Annotated in this window: 19 protein-coding genes; 8 read left to right on the plus strand and 11 right to left on the minus strand. The window is 64.2% G+C overall.

Annotated elements, in window-relative coordinates; translation table 11 throughout:
- Nucleotides 1-4 precede the first annotated feature (4 nt).
- Both R3P93_RS18125 and R3P93_RS18130 read right to left on the minus strand, forming a co-directional pair.
- Nucleotides 5-529 carry a hypothetical protein gene (locus R3P93_RS18125; RefSeq protein ID WP_317533672.1) on the minus strand — a complete coding sequence of 175 codons (525 nt, stop codon included), beginning with the start codon at nucleotides 527-529 and terminating at the stop codon, nucleotides 5-7.
- A 26-nt stretch (nucleotides 530-555) separates the two neighbouring features.
- Nucleotides 556-1,080 carry a hypothetical protein gene (locus R3P93_RS18130; RefSeq protein WP_317533673.1) on the minus strand — a complete coding sequence of 175 codons (525 nt, stop codon included), beginning with the start codon at nucleotides 1,078-1,080 and terminating at the stop codon, nucleotides 556-558.
- 261 nt (nucleotides 1,081-1,341) lie between these two features.
- Here R3P93_RS18130 and R3P93_RS18135 point away from each other — a divergent pair, with 261 nt between their 5' ends.
- The gene (locus tag R3P93_RS18135) at nucleotides 1,342-2,007 is read left to right on the plus strand and encodes a hypothetical protein (RefSeq protein ID WP_317533674.1); all 666 of its coding nucleotides are present in this window, start codon (nucleotides 1,342-1,344) and stop codon (nucleotides 2,005-2,007) included.
- A complete protein-coding gene (locus tag R3P93_RS18140) occupies nucleotides 2,007-2,654 on the plus strand; it encodes a hypothetical protein (protein ID WP_317533675.1) in 648 nt (215 codons plus the stop codon). Before R3P93_RS18135 ends, R3P93_RS18140 begins: the two co-directional genes overlap by 1 nt.
- Before the next feature lie 71 nt (nucleotides 2,655-2,725).
- Here R3P93_RS18140 and R3P93_RS18145 read toward each other — a convergent pair whose 3' ends face one another.
- Together R3P93_RS18145 and R3P93_RS18150 are read right to left on the minus strand one after the other, a co-directional pair.
- Nucleotides 2,726-3,121, minus strand: coding sequence for a RidA family protein (locus R3P93_RS18145; protein WP_317533676.1), 396 nt, complete (start codon nucleotides 3,119-3,121; stop codon nucleotides 2,726-2,728).
- Between the two features lie 124 nt (nucleotides 3,122-3,245).
- Nucleotides 3,246-5,171 (minus strand): flavin-containing monooxygenase, encoded by a 1,926-nt coding sequence (locus R3P93_RS18150; RefSeq protein WP_317533677.1) that lies wholly within the window; start codon nucleotides 5,169-5,171, stop codon nucleotides 3,246-3,248.
- Nucleotides 5,172-5,354: 183 nt separating this feature from the next.
- On the opposite strand from R3P93_RS18150, the gene R3P93_RS18155 reads away from it, so the two are divergent.
- From R3P93_RS18155 to R3P93_RS18170, 4 genes are read left to right on the plus strand one after another with little or no spacing between them, the layout of a single operon-like run.
- Nucleotides 5,355-6,017, plus strand: a complete 663-nt coding sequence (locus R3P93_RS18155; RefSeq protein WP_032383742.1) for a nitroreductase family protein — start codon at nucleotides 5,355-5,357, stop codon at nucleotides 6,015-6,017.
- 26 nt (nucleotides 6,018-6,043) lie between these two features.
- Nucleotides 6,044-7,606, plus strand: a complete 1,563-nt coding sequence (locus R3P93_RS18160) for a class I adenylate-forming enzyme family protein (protein ID WP_317533678.1) — start codon at nucleotides 6,044-6,046, stop codon at nucleotides 7,604-7,606.
- Nucleotides 7,603-8,229, plus strand: coding sequence for a TetR/AcrR family transcriptional regulator (locus R3P93_RS18165; protein ID WP_317533679.1), 627 nt, complete (start codon nucleotides 7,603-7,605; stop codon nucleotides 8,227-8,229). The genes R3P93_RS18160 and R3P93_RS18165 overlap by 4 nt, the downstream gene beginning before the upstream one ends.
- Nucleotides 8,219-9,352, plus strand: a complete 1,134-nt coding sequence (locus R3P93_RS18170) for a serine hydrolase domain-containing protein (RefSeq protein ID WP_317533680.1) — start codon at nucleotides 8,219-8,221, stop codon at nucleotides 9,350-9,352. Before R3P93_RS18165 ends, R3P93_RS18170 begins: the two co-directional genes overlap by 11 nt.
- Nucleotides 9,353-9,419: 67 nt before the next feature.
- Here R3P93_RS18170 and R3P93_RS18175 read toward each other — a convergent pair whose 3' ends face one another.
- From R3P93_RS18175 to R3P93_RS18195, 5 genes are all read right to left on the minus strand, one after another.
- On the minus strand, nucleotides 9,420-10,451 hold the full coding sequence (locus R3P93_RS18175) for a zinc-binding dehydrogenase (protein WP_300515012.1): 1,032 nt from the start codon (nucleotides 10,449-10,451) through the stop codon (nucleotides 9,420-9,422).
- Nucleotides 10,452-10,589: 138 nt separating this feature from the next.
- Nucleotides 10,590-11,693, minus strand: coding sequence for an LLM class flavin-dependent oxidoreductase (locus R3P93_RS18180; RefSeq protein ID WP_300515014.1), 1,104 nt, complete (start codon nucleotides 11,691-11,693; stop codon nucleotides 10,590-10,592).
- A 29-nt stretch (nucleotides 11,694-11,722) separates the two neighbouring features.
- Nucleotides 11,723-12,769: an ABC transporter substrate-binding protein gene (locus R3P93_RS18185; protein ID WP_317533681.1), complete on the minus strand. Its 1,047-nt coding sequence runs from the start codon at nucleotides 12,767-12,769 to the stop codon at nucleotides 11,723-11,725.
- Between the two features lie 36 nt (nucleotides 12,770-12,805).
- Nucleotides 12,806-13,525: an ABC transporter ATP-binding protein gene (locus R3P93_RS18190; protein WP_317533682.1), complete on the minus strand. Its 720-nt coding sequence runs from the start codon at nucleotides 13,523-13,525 to the stop codon at nucleotides 12,806-12,808.
- Between the two features lie 3 nt (nucleotides 13,526-13,528).
- Entirely contained in the window at nucleotides 13,529-14,389 is an 861-nt protein-coding gene (locus tag R3P93_RS18195) for an ABC transporter permease (RefSeq protein WP_149407850.1), read from the minus strand.
- A gap of 115 nt (nucleotides 14,390-14,504) precedes the next feature.
- On the opposite strand from R3P93_RS18195, the gene R3P93_RS18200 reads away from it, so the two are divergent.
- On the plus strand, nucleotides 14,505-15,035 hold the full coding sequence (locus tag R3P93_RS18200) for a GNAT family N-acetyltransferase (RefSeq protein WP_317533683.1): 531 nt from the start codon (nucleotides 14,505-14,507) through the stop codon (nucleotides 15,033-15,035).
- A gap of 107 nt (nucleotides 15,036-15,142) precedes the next feature.
- A complete protein-coding gene (locus R3P93_RS18205) occupies nucleotides 15,143-16,210 on the plus strand; it encodes a ParB/Srx family N-terminal domain-containing protein (protein ID WP_317533684.1) in 1,068 nt (355 codons plus the stop codon).
- 43 nt (nucleotides 16,211-16,253) lie between these two features.
- Here the strand turns inward: R3P93_RS18205 and R3P93_RS18210 are convergent, their stop codons facing one another.
- Entirely contained in the window at nucleotides 16,254-16,910 is a 657-nt protein-coding gene (locus R3P93_RS18210) for a nitroreductase family protein (protein WP_317533685.1), read from the minus strand.
- A gap of 24 nt (nucleotides 16,911-16,934) precedes the next feature.
- Nucleotides 16,935-17,351, minus strand: a complete 417-nt coding sequence (locus R3P93_RS18215; protein ID WP_317533686.1) for a hypothetical protein — start codon at nucleotides 17,349-17,351, stop codon at nucleotides 16,935-16,937.
- Nucleotides 17,352-17,414: the final 63 nt, after the last annotated feature.

The raw sequence follows: 17,414 nt of genomic DNA on the forward strand, positions 1-17,414 counted from the left end.
CGGATCACGGCACGAACAACACACCCAACCCGGGAATCAGAGCGTTCGATGCCGGCGGGGCTTGCCACTGCTCCCGATTGTGAGTGACCGTCACGACCACCGGGCCCGCCCCGGTCTGCGCGGTCACTTCGAGAGGCAGATTGACCGGATATCTCGGCTCCGCGTTGATCGGTAGCGATGGGTTCTCGAGGGCTTCCCAGTGCCGCAGATCGACCGCTCCGACGGCTCCGGTGTCGAGATTGCGCCAGTTCACCGTCAGGAAGCGGTAATTGAACTGGTAGTAGTACGGCCTGATCGCCGCGGCCGCGAAGCGCACCTCACCCGGCTTCTCACCTACTGTCGCCTCGATCGGAATCGTCTGAACGAGTCCGCCTGGGACACCGGCCGGACCGAACTCCGGCCCCGTGACGACAGGAACCAGAAGCTCGGACGTCAAGGGTGCCGCCGTTGCCGTCCCAGCGCCGACACCCAGAACCACTGGCACGGCGAGCGCCAGCGCAACTACTCCGCGTCGTAAAGATGTTCGCATTGTGTGCCTTTCGATACGCGTTCGGATCAGGGGACGTAGATCAGACCCTTGCCCGGGATCAGGGTGTCGGCGTAGGGCTCGCCGTAGTGGTAGTCGCGGTAGTGCGTCACGGTGATCTCGACCCAGCCACTTCCGGTGGGCAGAGCTACTTCGCGCGGGTACTGCTCACTGTGTAGCGGCGGCAGGTCGTTGGGCGGGCCCGGGTTGGGGTTGTCCTGCCAATGCCGCAGTCCCGCGCTTCCACGGAAGCCGATGTCCCAGTTTCGCCAGTTCACACCGAGACTTCGGTACGGATACTGGTCTGCATACGGCGCGATATTCGCCGCGGACAACAGCAGAACACCCGGCTCGGTACCGACCGTGGCCTTCATCGGAATGGTCTGGAACAGCCCACCGGGCACTGCGCCCGGTGCGATCTGAAAACCGGTGACCACCGGAATCTGGAGCAGCGTGGTCTGCGGCGCTGCCACGGCCGTTCCCGCGCCGAGACCCAGAATCAGGGGAATCGTCAGTGCGATCGATACGACCCCTCGCCGCAATGACTTTCGCATACAGCACGCCTTTCGATCATGTCGCACAATCGGATACCGGATCGTTCATGACATCGAACCAAGAACTCCAGGTTGAACCTGAAACATCAAGTGGTTCTTGAGTCTTACCCGACCCACCCTCGCAGCCAGAGCGACAAAAAGACCGCTCGTATACCGATTCGTGACGGGGTCGTGACACGAACGACGTTAACAGACCACTTGGCCCGTTCGATTCACTGATCAGAGGTGATGCACTCCGCAGCCACCGGTGAGGACCATCGAATGAGGCACGTCCGCACGATCGTGGCCACCTCCGCAGTGATTGCAGCGACTACATTCGCAGTCACCGCCTGCGGCTCCGAGGAGCAGGCGAGCGCCGAAGCAGCGACCGTCACCAGCGCGGCGGCTCCGTCGGCCAACGCGTACTCCGACTCCGACGGTGGCAGCGGCTCAGGCGGATTCGGGCAGGCTCCCGACGTGATCACCCCGGCACCGCAAATACCCACCGCCGAGGGCCCACCAGCCGTAGCGCCCGCGCCCAACCGTGACGAGGCCAACGTCGATGCACGTGACTTCGAGCAGGCCAGCAGCCAATACTTCTTCCAGTCCCCCAGCGGGAACGTGTTCTGCGGATTCAACTCCTCCAATGCGCCCGGGACCATCGTGGGCTGCCAGGTCCGCTACTCGGTGCCGGGCAACACCGGCCGCGAGTGCCTCAACACCGAGAACAACACTTACGGGGTGAAGATCAACCAAGACGGCACCGTCGAACAGATCTGCACCAATCAGGGCATCTTCGTCGGCGGACCTGAACGCCCTCGAGTCCTGGAATACGGCCAGGTCATCGGAGTGACCGGCACATTCTGCCGCTCCGACGAGGCAGGCATCACCTGCTACGACGGCGACCGAGGCTTCATGATCTCCCGCGACGTCAATATCGCGTTCTGATGAGGGGGTTCTGGAAACTCACGCTGACCGCAGTGCTCACCACAGCTGCACTGACGGCGTGCGGCAGTCAGGAAACACCTGCTGCTGATCCGGCCCCGTCCACCGACGTGGGCGTGCAGATGCCGGCACCTCCGCAGGTGACCGTTGCTGCGCCGACCGATTCCACCGGTGGCGACGCGGAAGGTGTGGCAGAAGCACCACAGGCGACCGAATCGAACCCGACCGCCTCCGACCCCGCGAACAACACCGCACCTATCACCCCCGTCGACCCGGCTCGATACAGCGCGTACGGCAATCAGGTGGGCTGGAAGTCGCCGTCGGGCAACATCTATTGCAAGATCGGCGACATTGAATTCTCGTCCGGTTGCCAGGCAGCAGATGCTCCGATACCCGACGGCGCGAACTGCGTCACCCCGTCGTTCACCATCGACCAACTTGGCAAGGGCTTTTACATGACTCCGGGGAAGGTGACGCCGACATGCTTCAACCAAGGCGAATTCGGTGTCGAGAACGCACAACCGTTGGAATACAACACATCCATCACGTTCAACGGATTCACCTGCTTCTCCCGCGTCGAAGCGATGATCTGCGACGCGGGCGGCGGACACGGATTCGTGTTGTCGATGCAGCAGGCGACATCCAACTGATCAGCGAGCCTCGTCCAGGCGGGCCTCCATGACGAGGTCGCGGCCAGCCTCGTCATGTCCCAGTAGTCGATCTACCCGACCGCGGTGCCCTCGAGTTCGACCAGCAAACTGGGGATCGCGAGTCGGGTGACCCCGAGCAGAGTGCTGGTCGGCTTGACGCCCGCCGCGCCCAGCCGCGCCGCCAAGTCGCCGTAGTGCGGCAGCAACGCGTCGACATCGGTGGTGTAGACGTTGAGCCGGACGAGGTTCGCCAAGGACATATTTGCTTCGGCAAGAACGGCTTCCATGTTGTCGAGACACAGGAACAACTGCGCGCCCATGTCATCGGGGTGCTGAGGTGAGCCGTCATCGCCCGTCGCTGTTTGGCCGGAGAGATAGAGCGTCCGGGCCTGCCCCGAGACGATCTCCCCCTGGTTGAATCCCATGTCCACCGACCATCGCACCGGGTTGACTGCCGTTCGTTCCATCGACGCGCGCTCCATTCGATTGTTCGGGTGTGCACCTCGAGCCTTGCATGGAATCCGGACATCGTCGGCGGTATGGGTCCAAACGGTCTCGGCTACCAACGGCTTTCAGGGGACATCCCGCTGATCAGCGAGCCTCGTCGAGTCGAGCCTCCATCACGAAGTCGTTCAGATCGGCCCGTCGCGTCATCTCCCAGTAGTCGACGATGCGCCACGGAAGCGTCGAGACCACGCGTCCGGCGTCGTTGCGGTACCAGTTGTCCATGCCGCCGTGAGACCAAATCATCTTGGCGTGCGCCTTGTCGTGCTTGCGGACGTACTCCGCTTCCACGTCGGCCTTGCACTCGATGGCTCCGATTCGCTTGTCCACCATGTCGATCAGCACATCGACGATGTAGCGCACCTGGCATTCGGCAATGGTGATGTAGCTGCCGCCGTGGCCCAGTACTGTTCCTGGACCGCAGGTGATGAAGAAGTTCGGGAAGTCGGGAACGGTGATGCCGAGGTACGCGTGCGCATCTTCCGGGCCCCAGATATCGCGGATGGACTCCCCCGATCGTCCGCGCACGTCGATCGGCGTCAGCAGCTTGTGCGTCTCGAAGCCCGTCGCGAGGATCACCACATCGACCTCGGTCTCCGAACCATTCTGCGCAACAACCGAGTTGGTAGTGATCGAGGAGACGGCGTCGGCGATGAGGGTGACGTTGTCGCGCTTGAGCGCGGCATACCAACCGTTGTCGAGCAGCATCCGCTTACCGAAGGGCGGGTAATCGGGAAGAGACTTCTCGATCAGATCCGGCCTGCCGTCGAGCTCGGCTTCGATGTAGCGGGTGAACACCCGTCGATGGGCGTCGTTCATCGGATTGATCGAGCGCTGCGGATGCTCCCACTCGGGATCGACCTGCAGCGAGCTGTGCACCCGATCGTTGAAGTTCCAGGCCAGCCTGGTCCGATACCAGAGCCGGTACAGCGGAACGACATCCATGAGGTAGTTGGCGTCGTCGCCCATCTCGGTGAAGTACACATCGCTCGACGACACCCACTGCGGCGAGCGCTGAAAGACCGTCGCATGCCCCACCGTCGACGCGATGGCCGGCAGTACCTGCATGGCACTGGCCCCGGTTCCGACGATGGCGACGCGCTTGCCGGTCAGATCCAGATCGGCCGGCCAGTTCGCCGTGTGGAAGATCGGCCCCTCGAACGCGTCGAGCCCAGGAATATGGGGCACCTTCGGCCGATTGAGCTGACCGGTCGCGGTGATCACCACGTCGGCGGTCAACGTCTCGCCGTCGACCGTCGTGACGGTCCAGCCCTGCCTCTGCGCGTCGTACTCCGCGGTCGCCACCTCGGTGTCGAAGCGAATGCGTTGCCGCAGATCGTGATCGGAGGCGACATCGCTGAGGTACTGCCACACCTCGTCGCGCTTGCCGAAGTGCGTGCTCCAGGCCCGCGGCGCGAAGGAGTAGGAGTACAGGTGACTGGGGGTGTCGACGCCGGCACCGGGGTAGGTGTTCTCGAACCAGCCGCCGCCCACGTCGGAGTTCTTCTCGAGCACCGTGTGGCTGATGCCCGCCTCATGCAGCTTGATGGAAGCGAGCATGCCGGACACGCCGGCACCGATCACGATGACCGAGAGATCGTTCGGCGCGGCCACGGGAGTGTCCGAGGCGGTGAAACCCATGTCCTCGGCGACCATGACACCGAACTCGGGAGGAACCTGCTCACCGACGGCCACGCTGATCATCTCGACGAGGTGCTCCGAATCGGGCGAGGGTACCGCCATCGGCGCGCCGTCGTGGAACGCGCAGATCGCATCGAGGGCCGCGGAACGGATGCGGTCGGCAACGGCGTCGTCGAATCCGCCGGTGTCGTTGTTGTCCATGCCCCGACTGCGCGTCGGGCGATACGGATCGGCGAGCCACTTGGGATTGCCGGTCAACTGATAGAGCACCGCGACCAGCGTCGGCAGGTTGGCTGCGGTGAGAGCGCGCGAGAGCCGATCTCGATCGATCCGACCCACGGTTTCCGCTGCCGTTGCTGCGTCTGTGGACACCGGTACCTCCTGTTGCGAGCTGCTCCATCCGACTCCGACAGCCCAACTAACCACGGTTAGGCAATATGACGCAAGGGTTTCGCGATCTCGATATTCACAGCTTTTTGACCCTTGACAATGTGGTCCACGCCACACAATGCTTCAGGGCACTACCTAACAGCGGACAGGCGAAGGGACACACCCATGGAACTCACCGAGGCGATGCGCACCACCGGCACCTGCAGGCGGTACCTCAGCGATCCTGTTCCCGACGAGGTGTTCAAGGCCGCGTTCGACGTCGCCCGCTTCGGCCCGCAGGGCGGCAATCGTCAGCCCGTGCGGTGGATCGTCGTGCGGGACGCCGCCCGCAAGCAGGCCCTCGCCGATCTCTACCTGCCGATGTGGGACGCCTACTTCGCCGGCATCACCGGCGGAACTGTCGCTGTCGGTGCCCTGCCCAAGACCGTGCAGGACGCCGACTACTTCGCCCGCCACCTCGCCGAGGTGCCCGCCATCGTCGTGGTCTGTGCCGCTCTGGACGGACTGCACCCCACCGACCACGAACTCGGCCGACTCTCCGTCGTCGGCGGCGCATCCATCTACCCCACGGTGCAGAACCTGTGCCTGAGCCTGCGCGATCAGGGCGTCGCGACCGCGGTGACGACGTTGCTGTGCCACGAGGAACCGGCTATTCGGGAACTGCTCGGCATCCCGGACGACTACATCACCGCCGCGCACATCGCCGTCGGATATCCGGAGAAGTCGTTCCCCCGCAAGCTCACTCGTGATCCGGTGGAACAGATCGTTGCGGCAGAGACGTTTTCGCAGCCGATGTTCGACTCCGCTGCACTCTCCCCCGCCCTCTGACCCAGTTCTGACCTCAGGAGTCCGCCGTGCCCGGTACTGCCATCCACCATCGCTCACCGATCGGCCGCGCCACCATCGGCGATCAACTGCGTCGCCATGCGCGGACGCAGCCGAACAAGGTCGCGTTCATCAGCTACGCGGCGGACGGCACCCGCGCGGTCACCACCTACGGCGAACTCGATTCTCGGGCAAACCAGTTCGCCAACCTGCTCGTCGATCTCGGGGTGACGGCGGGTGACCGCGTCGCATCGATGGCTCGTAACAGCGTCGATGTAGTGGTGGCGTACTACGGCACGCTCAAGGCCGGGGCGGCGTTCACCGGCATCAACGTGATGTATCGGGCACCCGAGGTGAAGCACCAACTCGAACACGCGGAACCGACTGTGGTGGTGGCAGATCCGGCCTACGCCGAGATCATCTCCTCGGTGAAGCCGGAGACCACCACCCTGGTGACGTTCGGCTCCGAATACGCCGCACTGACGGCGAACACCCCGTCCACCGAACCGGACGTCGAGATGGACGAGAACGACGTCGCGATGGTCATCTACACCTCCGGTACCGAAGCGGCCCCCAAAGGCGTGATGATCCCGCACCGCAACTTCCTCATCTCCACCGCGCCCGCGTGGAGCTGGGGCCTGCGCACCGGACCGGAAGACACCTGGCTGTTCGTCATGCCCTTCCACACCATCGCCGGACTCGGCTCGATGACCACCCTCACGCTGATGGGTGCCACCCTCGTACTGCCCGCGACGGTCGACCCGGCGCAATCGCTGCGCATCATCGCCGCCGAGAAGATCTCCGTCATCGCGCAGACCCCCACGTTCTATTTGGCGCTGGCTCGTGACGAGCAGTTCGGCCCCGAGTCCGTGAGCCAGGTTCGACGCTGCCTCACCTACGGTGGCCAGGTGTCACCGCACACGATAAGCGCCTGGGCCGCCGCGGCACCCGAGGCCATCTGGGGCACGTACTGGGGGCAGTCGGAACTCTCGCAGCTCGGCTCGGTCGGCTGGTTCTCGACACTCGACGACATTCCCGACGGCGACGCGTCGTGGATCGGGAAGCCCGTCACCCACCTCGAGATCAAGGTGGTCGACCCCGCGGGCAACGAGAGCGAGATCGGCGAATTGCTCTGCCGCACTCCATCGGTGATGCTCGGCTACTTCAAGGACCCGGAGCGCACGGCCGAGGTATTCAGGGACGGCTGGGTACACACCGGCGACATGGTGCGTATCGACGCCGACGGCAACCTGTTCTTCTACGATCGGATGAAGGACATGATCAAGTCGGGAGGGATGAACGTGTCGTCGCAGGAAGTGGAACGCACCATCCACACGCACCCGGACGTGCTGCGTGCCGCCGTCGTCGGAGTTCCCGACCCGTACTGGTCCGAGGCCGTGACAGCCTTCGTCATCGCCCGCGACGGAGTGACAGCCGACCCGGCCGCGATCATCGAGTACTGCCGCACCGAGTTGGCGTCGTACAAGGCCCCGAAATCGGTACACATCGTGGCCGAACTGCCCGTCGACCCGCAGGGGAAGATCCTCAAGCGTGAACTGCGACTGCTGGCGGCGGTCGAGGAAACCGTATGACGCAGCCGTCCGAGGTCACAGCTTTACCCCGTCAGGTCCGCACGCGGCAACGACGGGACGACATCGTCGCCAACGCCGCAAATATCTTTGCGCGTGAGGGCTATTCGAACGTGGGCATGCGCGATATCGCCGACGCGGTCGGCATCAAGGGTGCCAGCCTCTACCACCACTTCCCTTCGAAGGAAGACATCCTGTTCGCGATCTGCCTGACGGTCACACAGGAACCGGCCGAGGAGAATCTGCCACTGCTCGACGCGGCCGGAACCCCAACCGAGCGCCTCTCGTCTCTGGTGCGGGCGCACCTGGTGCATCTGAACCGTCGACGGGTGGAATACATCGTCGGACTGCACGAGCTCGCCTCGCTCACCCCGGAGCACCGCACCGTCATCGAGGACTACCGCCGCCGATATCAACGACGCGTGCGCGACGTGATCACCGCCGGAATGCGCAGCGGCGAATTCACCGTCCCGGATGCGCGGCTGGCGTCGTTCGCTCTGACCGACATGCTCAACGGCATCAGCAACTGGTTCCACGACGGCGGCGAGCTGAGCATCGAGGACGTCGCCGACGGCTACGTGGAACTCGCCGTCCACCGTGTTCTGGGTGCATCACATGGCAATTGACGGTCACTGCGATCCCGAGTTCGCTGCGGTGCGCGACACGCTCGCCGCCAACCTCGACAGTGGGGCAGAACTCGGCGCGTCCATCGTGGTCGACATCGACGGCCATACCGCCGTCGACCTCTGGGGCGGCTATCGCGACACCGAGCGCCGCCTGCCGTGGGAGTCGGACACGATCACCAACGTGTGGTCGACGACGAAGATGGTCACGTGCCTGGCCGCGCTGATGCTGATCGACCGTGGGGTGCTCGATCCTGATTCGCCGGTCGCGACCTACTGGCCCGAGTTCGCAGCCGCCGGCAAGCAGGACATCGCGGTTCGGCACCTGTTGTCGCACACCTCCGGCGTCTCCGGCTGGGATCGACCGTTCAGCGAAGAGGACCTCTACGACTGGGAGCTGTCGACCTCGCGTCTGGCTGCACAGGCTCCGTGGTGGGACTCACGCACCACGTCGGGGTATCACGCGGCCAGCCAAGGCCACCTGATCGGAGAAGTCGTCCGTCGTGTCACCGGAAAGTCGCTGCGGCAGTTCGTCGCCGACGAGGTTGCCGGTCCGCTCGGAGCCGACTTCCAGATCGGTGCCGCCGAGTCCGACCGGTCCCGGATCGCCGACGTCGTTCCACCGCCCCCGCCGACCGATGATGCCGCGCCCGATCCGACGATGGTGCGTCGCAAGACGTTCCTCGGCCCATTGGTGCAGGCCTCCTCCGCGAATACGCCGGCATGGCGTGCCGCGGACATGGGCGCGTTGAACGGGCACGGCAATGCACGATCGGTCGCGAGAATCCTGTCGGTCATTTCCCGAGGCGGCACCGTCGACGGCGTACACCTGCTGAGCCCCGGCGCGATCGATTCGATCTTCGAGGAGCAGTCCAACGGAGTCGATCTCGCCCTGGGCATCCCGTTGCGCTTCGGCCTGGGTTTCGCTTTGCCACAACAGGAATCGGTGCCCTACATCCCTGACGGGAAGATCTGCTTCTGGGGCGGATGGGGTGGATCCCTGACCGTAATGCACCCGGAGTCGAAGCTGACCATCTCCTACGTCATGAACCGAATGGGGCCGGGAATCATCGGTTCCGACCGGGCGGAGCAGTACGTGCGCGCGGTGTACGAGGCGATCGGCTGACTGCACTCAGCGGGTCCAGGGCGTGCCTGCTGAAGGTGAGACGGCATCGCGTCCACCAACGCTCTCCTCAATCGATGTCGAGGATGATCTTCCCGTAGGCGGTACGCGCAGCCAGCTCCTCGTGCGCTTCCCCGGCGCGATCCAGGGCATAACGCGAGTTGATACGCGGGCGCAACACCCCCTTGCCGACGAGATCGAGCACAGTACGCATCTCGTCGCGCGTCTGGGTATGCGAAGAGATGTAGGAGATCTGGCGGCGGAAGAACTCGATGATGTCGAACTCGACGACTTCTCCCGCGTGAGCACCGATCGACACCAGACGGCCGTACGGGCGCAGCATGAACATCGACTCGGTGAAGGCTGTCCCTCCTACGCCGTCGAAGACCAGCTCGACCCCTCGGCCCCCGGTGATCTCGTCGACGGCGTTGCGCACATTGGTTGTCGTGTAATTGATGACGTGATCGGCACCGTCAGCGGTCGCCTGAGACAACTTGTCGTCTCGGCTGGCCGTACCGATCACGGTCGCGCCGGCAGCCTTGCAGATCTGAAGTGCAGCCGATGCGACGCCACCCCCGATCGAATGGATCAGCACGGTCTCTCCCAACTTCACCTCGGCGCGGATCATGAGCGCGTGCCAGGCGGTGCCGAACGCACTGAGCGAGGCCGCCGCCTCACCGAAGTCGACGGTATCGGGAAGTGTCAGGCAATGGTCGGCGGGTGTCAGGATCTTCTGCGCGTACGTGCCCGGTATGTGCTCGCCGAGCAGTTTGCGGTTGACGCAGATGTTCTCCATGCCCCGTTGACACCACTCGCAGTGGCCGCAGGTGCGGATGTACGAGACCGCTACGCGCTCGCCGATCCGAGCGGGATCCACACCGTCGCCGACCAAGGAGATAACGCCGGCACCCTCCAGGCCCAAGGTGTGAGGCATCGCGAAGTCGAAGCGCGAGACGCCCTCGCGCACATCGATGTCGACGTGGTTGAGCGCGGTCGCCTTCAGATCGACCACCACTTCACCGAATCCCGGATTCGGATCCGGAAGCTCCTCGATCTTGAGGACTTCGGGGCCGCCGTACTCGCGGAATACCAGTGCTTTCATGCCATCTCGTCTCTCGTAGTGCGCATGTTCAGAGTACGGGACGGCCACCGCCGTAATCGGGGCAGCGGTGGTCGTCGGTCTCCGAAGTCGCACTGTCGATCCAGCAGGCGATGTCGAAACCGGCGACGGCGCGCGAATCTATCTGGCGGGAACGGTGATTCCTCGCGCGTCGAGGATGGGTCGAACACCTTCAGCGAAGTGATACGCCTCCTCCAGATGCGGGTAGCCCGAGAGAATGAACTCGTCAAACCCGGCATCGTGGTATTCCCCGATGAGGTTCGCGACCTCCTCGTGCGAACCGACCAACGCCGTCCCGGCACCGCCGCGAACCAGGCCGACACCGGCCCACAGATTCGGGTAGATCTCGAGCGAGTCCTTGCTGCCGCCGTGCAGTGCGGCCATTCGGCGCTGTCCCTCGGACTGCGACGACGAGTGCAGCGCGTGCGCCGCAGACACCTGTTCCTCGGGAAGCTCGTCGAGGAGCTTCTGCGCGACGGCCCAGGCCTCCTCGGACGTGTCGCGACTGATTGTGTGCAGGCGGATGCCGTAAGTCAGCTTGCGGCCCTCGGCATCTGCCAACGCCTGTACTTTTTCGATCTTCGCGCGGGCGTCGGCCGGCGGCTCACCCCATGTCAGGTACGTCTGTACATGCTTCGCGGCGACGGCCAGCGCGGGATCGGAGGAGCCACCGAACCAGAACTCGGGTAACGGATCCGGTGCCTCCGAGACTCTCGCGTCGGCGACCTTGAAGAACTCGCCTTCGTGATCGACCGAGGTCTCGGTCCAGATTCGGCGGACGAGTCCGAGAAACTCGTCCGTGCGCGCGTAGCGCCGATCGTGGTCGGCCCAGTCCCCGAAACGGCGCTGCTCGACGTCGTCGCCCCCGGTGACGATGTTGAACAGCACTCGCCCTTCAGAGAACCGCTGCAACGTCGCCGCCTGCTGCGCCGCCAACGTGGGCGGCGTGAGACCGGGCCGGAAGGCGACGAGGAACTTCAGCCGTCGGGTGCTCTGCAGGAGCGCCGCCGTGGTCAGCCACGCGTCCTCGCACCACGTTCCCGTCGGAGTCAGCACGCCCTCGAAATCGAGTCGGTCCGCGGCCTGGGCGACCTCGGTGAGATAGCGAAGCGACGGGCGACGAAAGCCGGCGGGTTCGCGGAGATTGCCGGATGCGTGGGACGCGCCGACGATGGAGCGGCCGTCGCCTGCGGTGGGAAGAAACCAGAAGATGCGTGCGGTCACGAGTGGAACTCCTAGAACGTGGTGGGTGATCAGTTGGTGGCGGCGGATGCGTCTGCGATGGCGTCGTTGTAACGCGTGTCGACGAAGTCCGCGAACGTGTTGCCGCCGGGGATGCTCCCGCTCTCGACGAATGCATCGAAGAGCGCCTGCTCGGACTCGATCACAGTGTCGTCCAGAGCAATTGCGGGTCGTTGGCTTCGTCCCTGCGCCAATTCACCTGCAGCCGGGTCGATGCCGACGGCGGCGGAGTATGCCGCCGCCCACTCGGCCGGATTTTTCTCGGCCCAGGCCGAGGCTTTGGCCAGACGAACCACGAAGTCCTGCAACGCCGTGTTCTTCGCCGGATCGTCCAGGGCCTGCTGCGAGGCGATACCGAAGCCGTAACCGTTGGCCACGCCCTCGGCGGTGGTCAGTGTCTTCGAGCCGTTCTGCACCTGCGCAATCGCGGTGAAGGGATCCCAGATCGCCCAGGCATCGACCTCACCCGAGGTGAATGCCGTCAGCGCATCCGCCGGCTGGAGGAAGATGATCTGGACGTCGTCCTCGGTCAACCCGGCCTTCTGCAACTGCAGCAGTACGTGGCCGTGCGCGGAACTTCCCTTGCCCACCGCGATCTTCCTGCCGCGCAGATCGGAGAACGAGGTGAGCGTCGAATCGGACGGCACGAGGATCTGATCGCCGCTGGCGTCGTTGCTGTAGGCGGAGACGACCTTGATGCGCGCGTTGGCTGCGACCCCGAACACCGGAGGTGTGTTGCCGGTGACCGCGAAGTCGATCTGGCCGGCTGTTGCGGCCTCCACCTGAGGCGGGCCGGAAGTGAAGGTGGAGAACGCAACATCGTATGGGGCCGAGTCGAGCTCGCCCGACGCACGAAGCAGCGCCTCGGTGCCGCCCTTCTGGTCGCCGACGTCGAGGGTGACCGTGGTGAGCTGGTCGTCGGAGACGAGTTCGGGTGCTTCGGTGGTAGTGGTGTCGCTGCCACGGGAGACGCAGCCGGTGAGTCCGACGACCGTCAGAGACAGCGCAGCGAGCACACCGATGGCGCGCAGGGATCTGGAACGAGCGTGTGACGACATGCGTGAAAGATCCTTCTGATGAGAGGAATTGATCGGTCAGTGGACGCCGAGGGCGGAGAGCAAATGGGTACGAATGCGAGAGAATCCCGCTGTTCCCCGGTCGCGGGGACGAGGCAGATCGACGGTGACGGTCTCGGCCACAGCACCCCCGTCGAGCACCACCACCCTGTCCCCCAACGCGATTGCCTCGTCGACGTCGTGGGTGACCAGAAGGATGCCGAAACCGTGCCGTCCCCACAGGTCGAGCAGGAGTGACTGCATGGTCAGTCGAGTGAGTGCATCGAGCGCCCCGAACGGTTCGTCCAGGAGCAGCAGTTCCGGCTCCCCCACCAACGCCCGCGCCAGGGCTGCGCGCTGAGCTTGGCCACCGGACAACGTGAGAGGCCACGCGTCTCGCTTCTCGGCCAGCCCGACTTCGGCGAGCGTTGCATCCGCGGCAGTCAGCGCGTCGTTGCCGGTGACGCCTGCTGTGTTCAGACCGTAGGACACGTTCTGGCGGACCGATCGCCACGGAAACAGCCGTGGTTCCTGGAACGCCACCGCGGGATTCCCGGCGACGTGCCGCTCACCCGTATGGTCGGTCGACAGCCCGGCCAGAACGCGCAGGATCGTCGACTTGCCGGACCCGGATCGTCCGACGAGCGAGACGATCTCGCCGCGTTCGATGGACAGATCGACCCCCTTCAGCACGTGACTGGATCCGTAGAACTTGTCGATCCCGTGCAGGGCGGCAACGGACGTTGTCGTCGCAGTCATGAGTCAGACATCCAATCGGTAACGAAGAGCGCGTTTTTCGAGGATGCGCACGATGCCGTCGGTGGCGATTCCCATCAGCGCGTAGACAACGAGCCCAAAGATGATGGTGTCCACGCGCAGGAAATCCCGCGCATTGTTGATGATGTAGCCGAGCCCGGATTCGGCATTGATCTGCTCGGCCACGATCAGCGACAACCACGCAATGGCCAGCGATTGCCTCAATCCCACCAGTAGTTGTGGGGCGATGCTGGGCAGGATGATGGTGGTGAACCGCTGACGCCACGAGAAGCCGAGTACGACGGCCGTGTCGAGGAAGTCGCGATCGATCTGGCGGATCGCCGAGAACGTGTTGAGGTACAGCGGAAATGCGACTCCGAGAGCCACGAGCAGAATCTTGGGAGTCTCGCCGATCCCGAACCACAGGATGAAGAGCGGGATCAGCCCGAGGTGCGGAAGTGCCCGCAGCATCTGCAGCGGCGGATCGACGGTTGCCTCGGCGAGCTTTGACAGTCCGACGAGCGCACCGAGCGCCACCCCGATCACACCTCCGAGCACGAGTCCCTGCACCACACGGGTTCCGGAGACGGTGAGGGCATCGGCCAACTCTCCGTTGCGTAGCAACTCTAGGCCCGCGTCGAAGATCAGCGATGGTGCCGGCAGTACTCGTTCGGAGAGAACTCCGGCAGCACTGGCAATCTGCCACAGGACGAGGAGCGCGACGGGTGAGAGAACGCGAACGACGGTCCATCGGTACCGCTGCCACACCGACTGTTTCGTCGAAACATGCGCGGGGCCGCCGTTGGGAACGTCGCTGACATGCGTGTCCACGGGTGCCGCGGGAACGGCGTACGACGTCACGACCATGGGTACAGGCCTTCCGGTTGAGTGCGAGCAGGTTCGACTACTCACCTTCGGTCAGACCGGGGCCTACGACCAGGGTTCGAATCAGCGTGAATTTAGGTCGGGCAGAATTGCTCTCATGAACGTCGAGCCCATCCATACCGAGCGCCTGACGCTGCGCCTGTACGAGCCCACCGACGTGGACGGGATTCTCGCGTACTACAGCGATCCCGAAGTCTGCCGCTACCTACTGCACGAAGCGTGGTCGCACGCCGATGCCGTTGCTGCGGTGGGCAAGCGGATGAAGCGAACCGGATTGAACACTCAGGCACTCGCGATGGTCGCCGAACACGAGGGGACGGTGGTGGGCAACGTCGAGGCATGGTTGATCGACGGATCCCCGGCGCTCGTCGAACTCGGGTGGACGTTCTCCCCTGCCGTGTCCGGCCGCGGATACGCCACCGAGGCGGTGAATGCGCTGATCGAGCACGTGTTCTCGCTACCCCAGATACACCGTGTCAGCGCGCAGCTGGACGGACGCAACGACGCCTCTGCCTGCCTGGCCGCGCGGGTCGGGATGCGGCAGGAAGCGCAATTCCGCCAGAACTGGTGGTGCAAGGGTGAATGGACCGACACCCTTGTCTACGCGATGTTGCGCGAGGATCGCTGACGTCCATCATGCGACGTTCACCTCTGCGTTGGTTCTGCGACATCGAACGGTGACCGGAGTGGGGCAGTCTCCTGGGAACTTCTCTCGAACTCATAGGAGCTTCACGGATGGCCCTGCGTCGTAGCGCTGCCCTACTGGGCACACTCGCACTGATCTCTATCGCATCCACGTCGCTGGGCGCTGTCGCCACTGCCGCGCCGGCACGGACAGCGTCGCCGCTGTGCCAGGTCGCTGACCTGCTCCCCACCGGATCGTCGTCAGGCCTCGGTTACCAATGTGCCGAAGCGGGTGAGCTTCTCGATCTGCCGATCGGTGAGGTGCGCGCGACACAACCGTCACTCGGGTACGACGAGGTGTACTACAAGCTCGGTCGGTACACGCTCGGCAAGGACGAGATCAACAAGAAGTTCGACGACTGGTGCGAGGCCAACGGCCAGGAAGAGGCCGCGTCGGCGATGCCCGATGCGCGACTGGACAATCCGTCGTCGTTCACCTGCACTGTGCCCGTCGGCCAGGAAACGCCCGACACCATCGCGCCCATGAAGACCGTCGTCATCGGCCCGGGCGGCGTCCCGTACCTGACCGACGGACACCACACGCTCACCTCGTTCTACGAAACGGCTGACGGTGGACCGAATCTGCATCTCCGACTGCGGGTGGTCGCGAACCTCAGTGATCTGAGCACCACCGATTTCTGGGCGCGGATGAAAGCCGAGAAGTGGGTGTGGAACTACGACGTCGACGGCAACGAGGTTCCGGTGGAACAGCTGCCCTCGGGAGTAGGCCTCGCCAAGTTCCAGGACGACAAGTACCGCAGCCTGACGTACTTCGCCCGCGACATCGGCTTCACCCCCGGAACCATCCCGTTCCAGGAATTCTATTGGGGTGCATGGGTTCGCGACTCCGGCGCAGTCGATATCAGTGGATGGGACAGCAACAACCTCACGAGCTACCTGAGCACTGTCGAATCGGTCTCGCGCGCCCAGGTCGCCGCACCGAAAGACGCGGTGATCGACAGTGGCCGCACCGCAGCGGAACTCGGTGCACTTGACGCATGGAACGACGGCAAGGCGGTCACGAAGGGTGAATTCGGAAAGCTCTCGGCCCCGTACTCGGACGACAAGCCAGGCAAGCTGGCCTACGCCTTGCAGTACAAAATGGGGCTGCCCAGGTAGTGCTTTTTCGACCCGAACATGAATCGGACGGGCTGCGCGCGAATCACCAGCGGTCGACGTGCAGCACCGTCTCGATCGGATCCCGAGGAGCGACCTTGAAGGTCTCCCCCGTGTAGTACGCCGTGGGAATCAGCGCACCCTGATGGAAGTCGTCGGGGATGCCGAGCAGTTCCGAGATCTCGGCTTCCTTCGCGAGATGAATTGTGGTCCATGCTGTTCCGAGACCACGCGCCCGTGCGGCCAGGGCGTAGTTCCACACCGCGGGTAGCAACGAGCCCCACAGACCGGCTTGATTGCCGGCCGGGAGCGTCTTGCCGGCCTGGATGCACGGAATCAGCAGAACCGGAACCTCACCCATGTGCTCGCCGAGCCAGCTCGCACTGTCTCCGACACGCTTCTGGACCGAGGCACGTTCTGGGTCGTCTGTGAACAGGGCCGACGCAGAATGCTTGGACGCCTGATACGCGGTGAACAGTTCGCCGTAGATCGCACCGATGCGAGCGCGAAGATCAGGATCGGTGACGACGATCCACTGCCACCCCTGCTTGTTCGAACCGGACGGGGCCTGCAGAGCGATCTCCAGGCATTCCTTGATCAGTTCCATCGGAACCGGTCGCGTCAGGTCGAGACGCTTGCGGACGGTGCGCGTGGTGTTCAGCAGCTCGTCGGGAGTGAGGTCGATGATCGGGAATGAAGTCACTCCTCGATCATGCACCACCCGCAGTCACTCCGGCAGCATTGTTCTGATGATCGCCCACGCAGAGGCGTCGACCCACGAGGGGTTGGACTGCTGCGGCGATCGGAACACCTCGAGCGTCGACAGTTCCGCGATGCACTGAATGTCCGACGCAAGAATCGGCTCGTCGAACAGCGTGATGTCCGTCGAGATTTTCCACTGGGGACCCGGTACTGAGGTGCCCGTCAAGGTGCCGGCGCCCCAGATTCCGCGTCGCGGATGGCTACTGACCCAGAACAGAACTGGCTGCCCGGGTGCCATCAGACGAGTCCGATAGTTGTCGGCGACGCACCACTGCTCGTGCGCACGTCCGGCGTCGACCATCGGCGCGAGATCGGTCTTGTGCGGATTGCACTTGATCACCCACGCACCGAATGTCTCATCGGTGATTGCCCGTGCCGTCACCGCAGCCAGCCTACCGAGCGTCAGACCTCCATTCCGAGGCATTCTTCGTGTGGGACACACGAC

The sequence above is a fragment of the Rhodococcus cerastii genome (assembly GCF_033042195.1).
Taxonomy (GTDB): Bacteria; Actinomycetota; Actinomycetes; order Mycobacteriales; family Mycobacteriaceae; genus Rhodococcoides.

What these genes read in the sequence shown, in the direction of transcription:
- R3P93_RS18125 (WP_317533672.1), bottom strand. Translation starts at nt 529, where the DNA reads ATGCGAACATCTTTACGACGCGGAGTAGTTGCGCTGGCGCTCGCCGTG.
- R3P93_RS18130 (WP_317533673.1), bottom strand. Translation starts at nt 1,080, where the DNA reads ATGCGAAAGTCATTGCGGCGAGGGGTCGTATCGATCGCACTGACGATT.
- R3P93_RS18135 (WP_317533674.1), top strand. Translation starts at nt 1,342, where the DNA reads ATGAGGCACGTCCGCACGATCGTGGCCACCTCCGCAGTGATTGCAGCG.
- R3P93_RS18140 (WP_317533675.1), top strand. Translation starts at nt 2,007, where the DNA reads ATGAGGGGGTTCTGGAAACTCACGCTGACCGCAGTGCTCACCACAGCT.
- R3P93_RS18145 (WP_317533676.1), bottom strand. Translation starts at nt 3,121, where the DNA reads ATGGAACGAACGGCAGTCAACCCGGTGCGATGGTCGGTGGACATGGGA.
- R3P93_RS18155 (WP_032383742.1), top strand. Translation starts at nt 5,355, where the DNA reads ATGGAACTCACCGAGGCGATGCGCACCACCGGCACCTGCAGGCGGTAC.
- R3P93_RS18165 (WP_317533679.1), top strand. Translation starts at nt 7,603, where the DNA reads ATGACGCAGCCGTCCGAGGTCACAGCTTTACCCCGTCAGGTCCGCACG.
- R3P93_RS18170 (WP_317533680.1), top strand. Translation starts at nt 8,219, where the DNA reads ATGGCAATTGACGGTCACTGCGATCCCGAGTTCGCTGCGGTGCGCGAC.
- R3P93_RS18175 (WP_300515012.1), bottom strand. Translation starts at nt 10,451, where the DNA reads ATGAAAGCACTGGTATTCCGCGAGTACGGCGGCCCCGAAGTCCTCAAG.
- R3P93_RS18185 (WP_317533681.1), bottom strand. Translation starts at nt 12,769, where the DNA reads ATGTCGTCACACGCTCGTTCCAGATCCCTGCGCGCCATCGGTGTGCTC.
- R3P93_RS18190 (WP_317533682.1), bottom strand. Translation starts at nt 13,525, where the DNA reads ATGACTGCGACGACAACGTCCGTTGCCGCCCTGCACGGGATCGACAAG.
- R3P93_RS18195 (WP_149407850.1), bottom strand. Translation starts at nt 14,389, where the DNA reads ATGGTCGTGACGTCGTACGCCGTTCCCGCGGCACCCGTGGACACGCAT.
- R3P93_RS18200 (WP_317533683.1), top strand. Translation starts at nt 14,505, where the DNA reads ATGAACGTCGAGCCCATCCATACCGAGCGCCTGACGCTGCGCCTGTAC.
- R3P93_RS18205 (WP_317533684.1), top strand. Translation starts at nt 15,143, where the DNA reads ATGGCCCTGCGTCGTAGCGCTGCCCTACTGGGCACACTCGCACTGATC.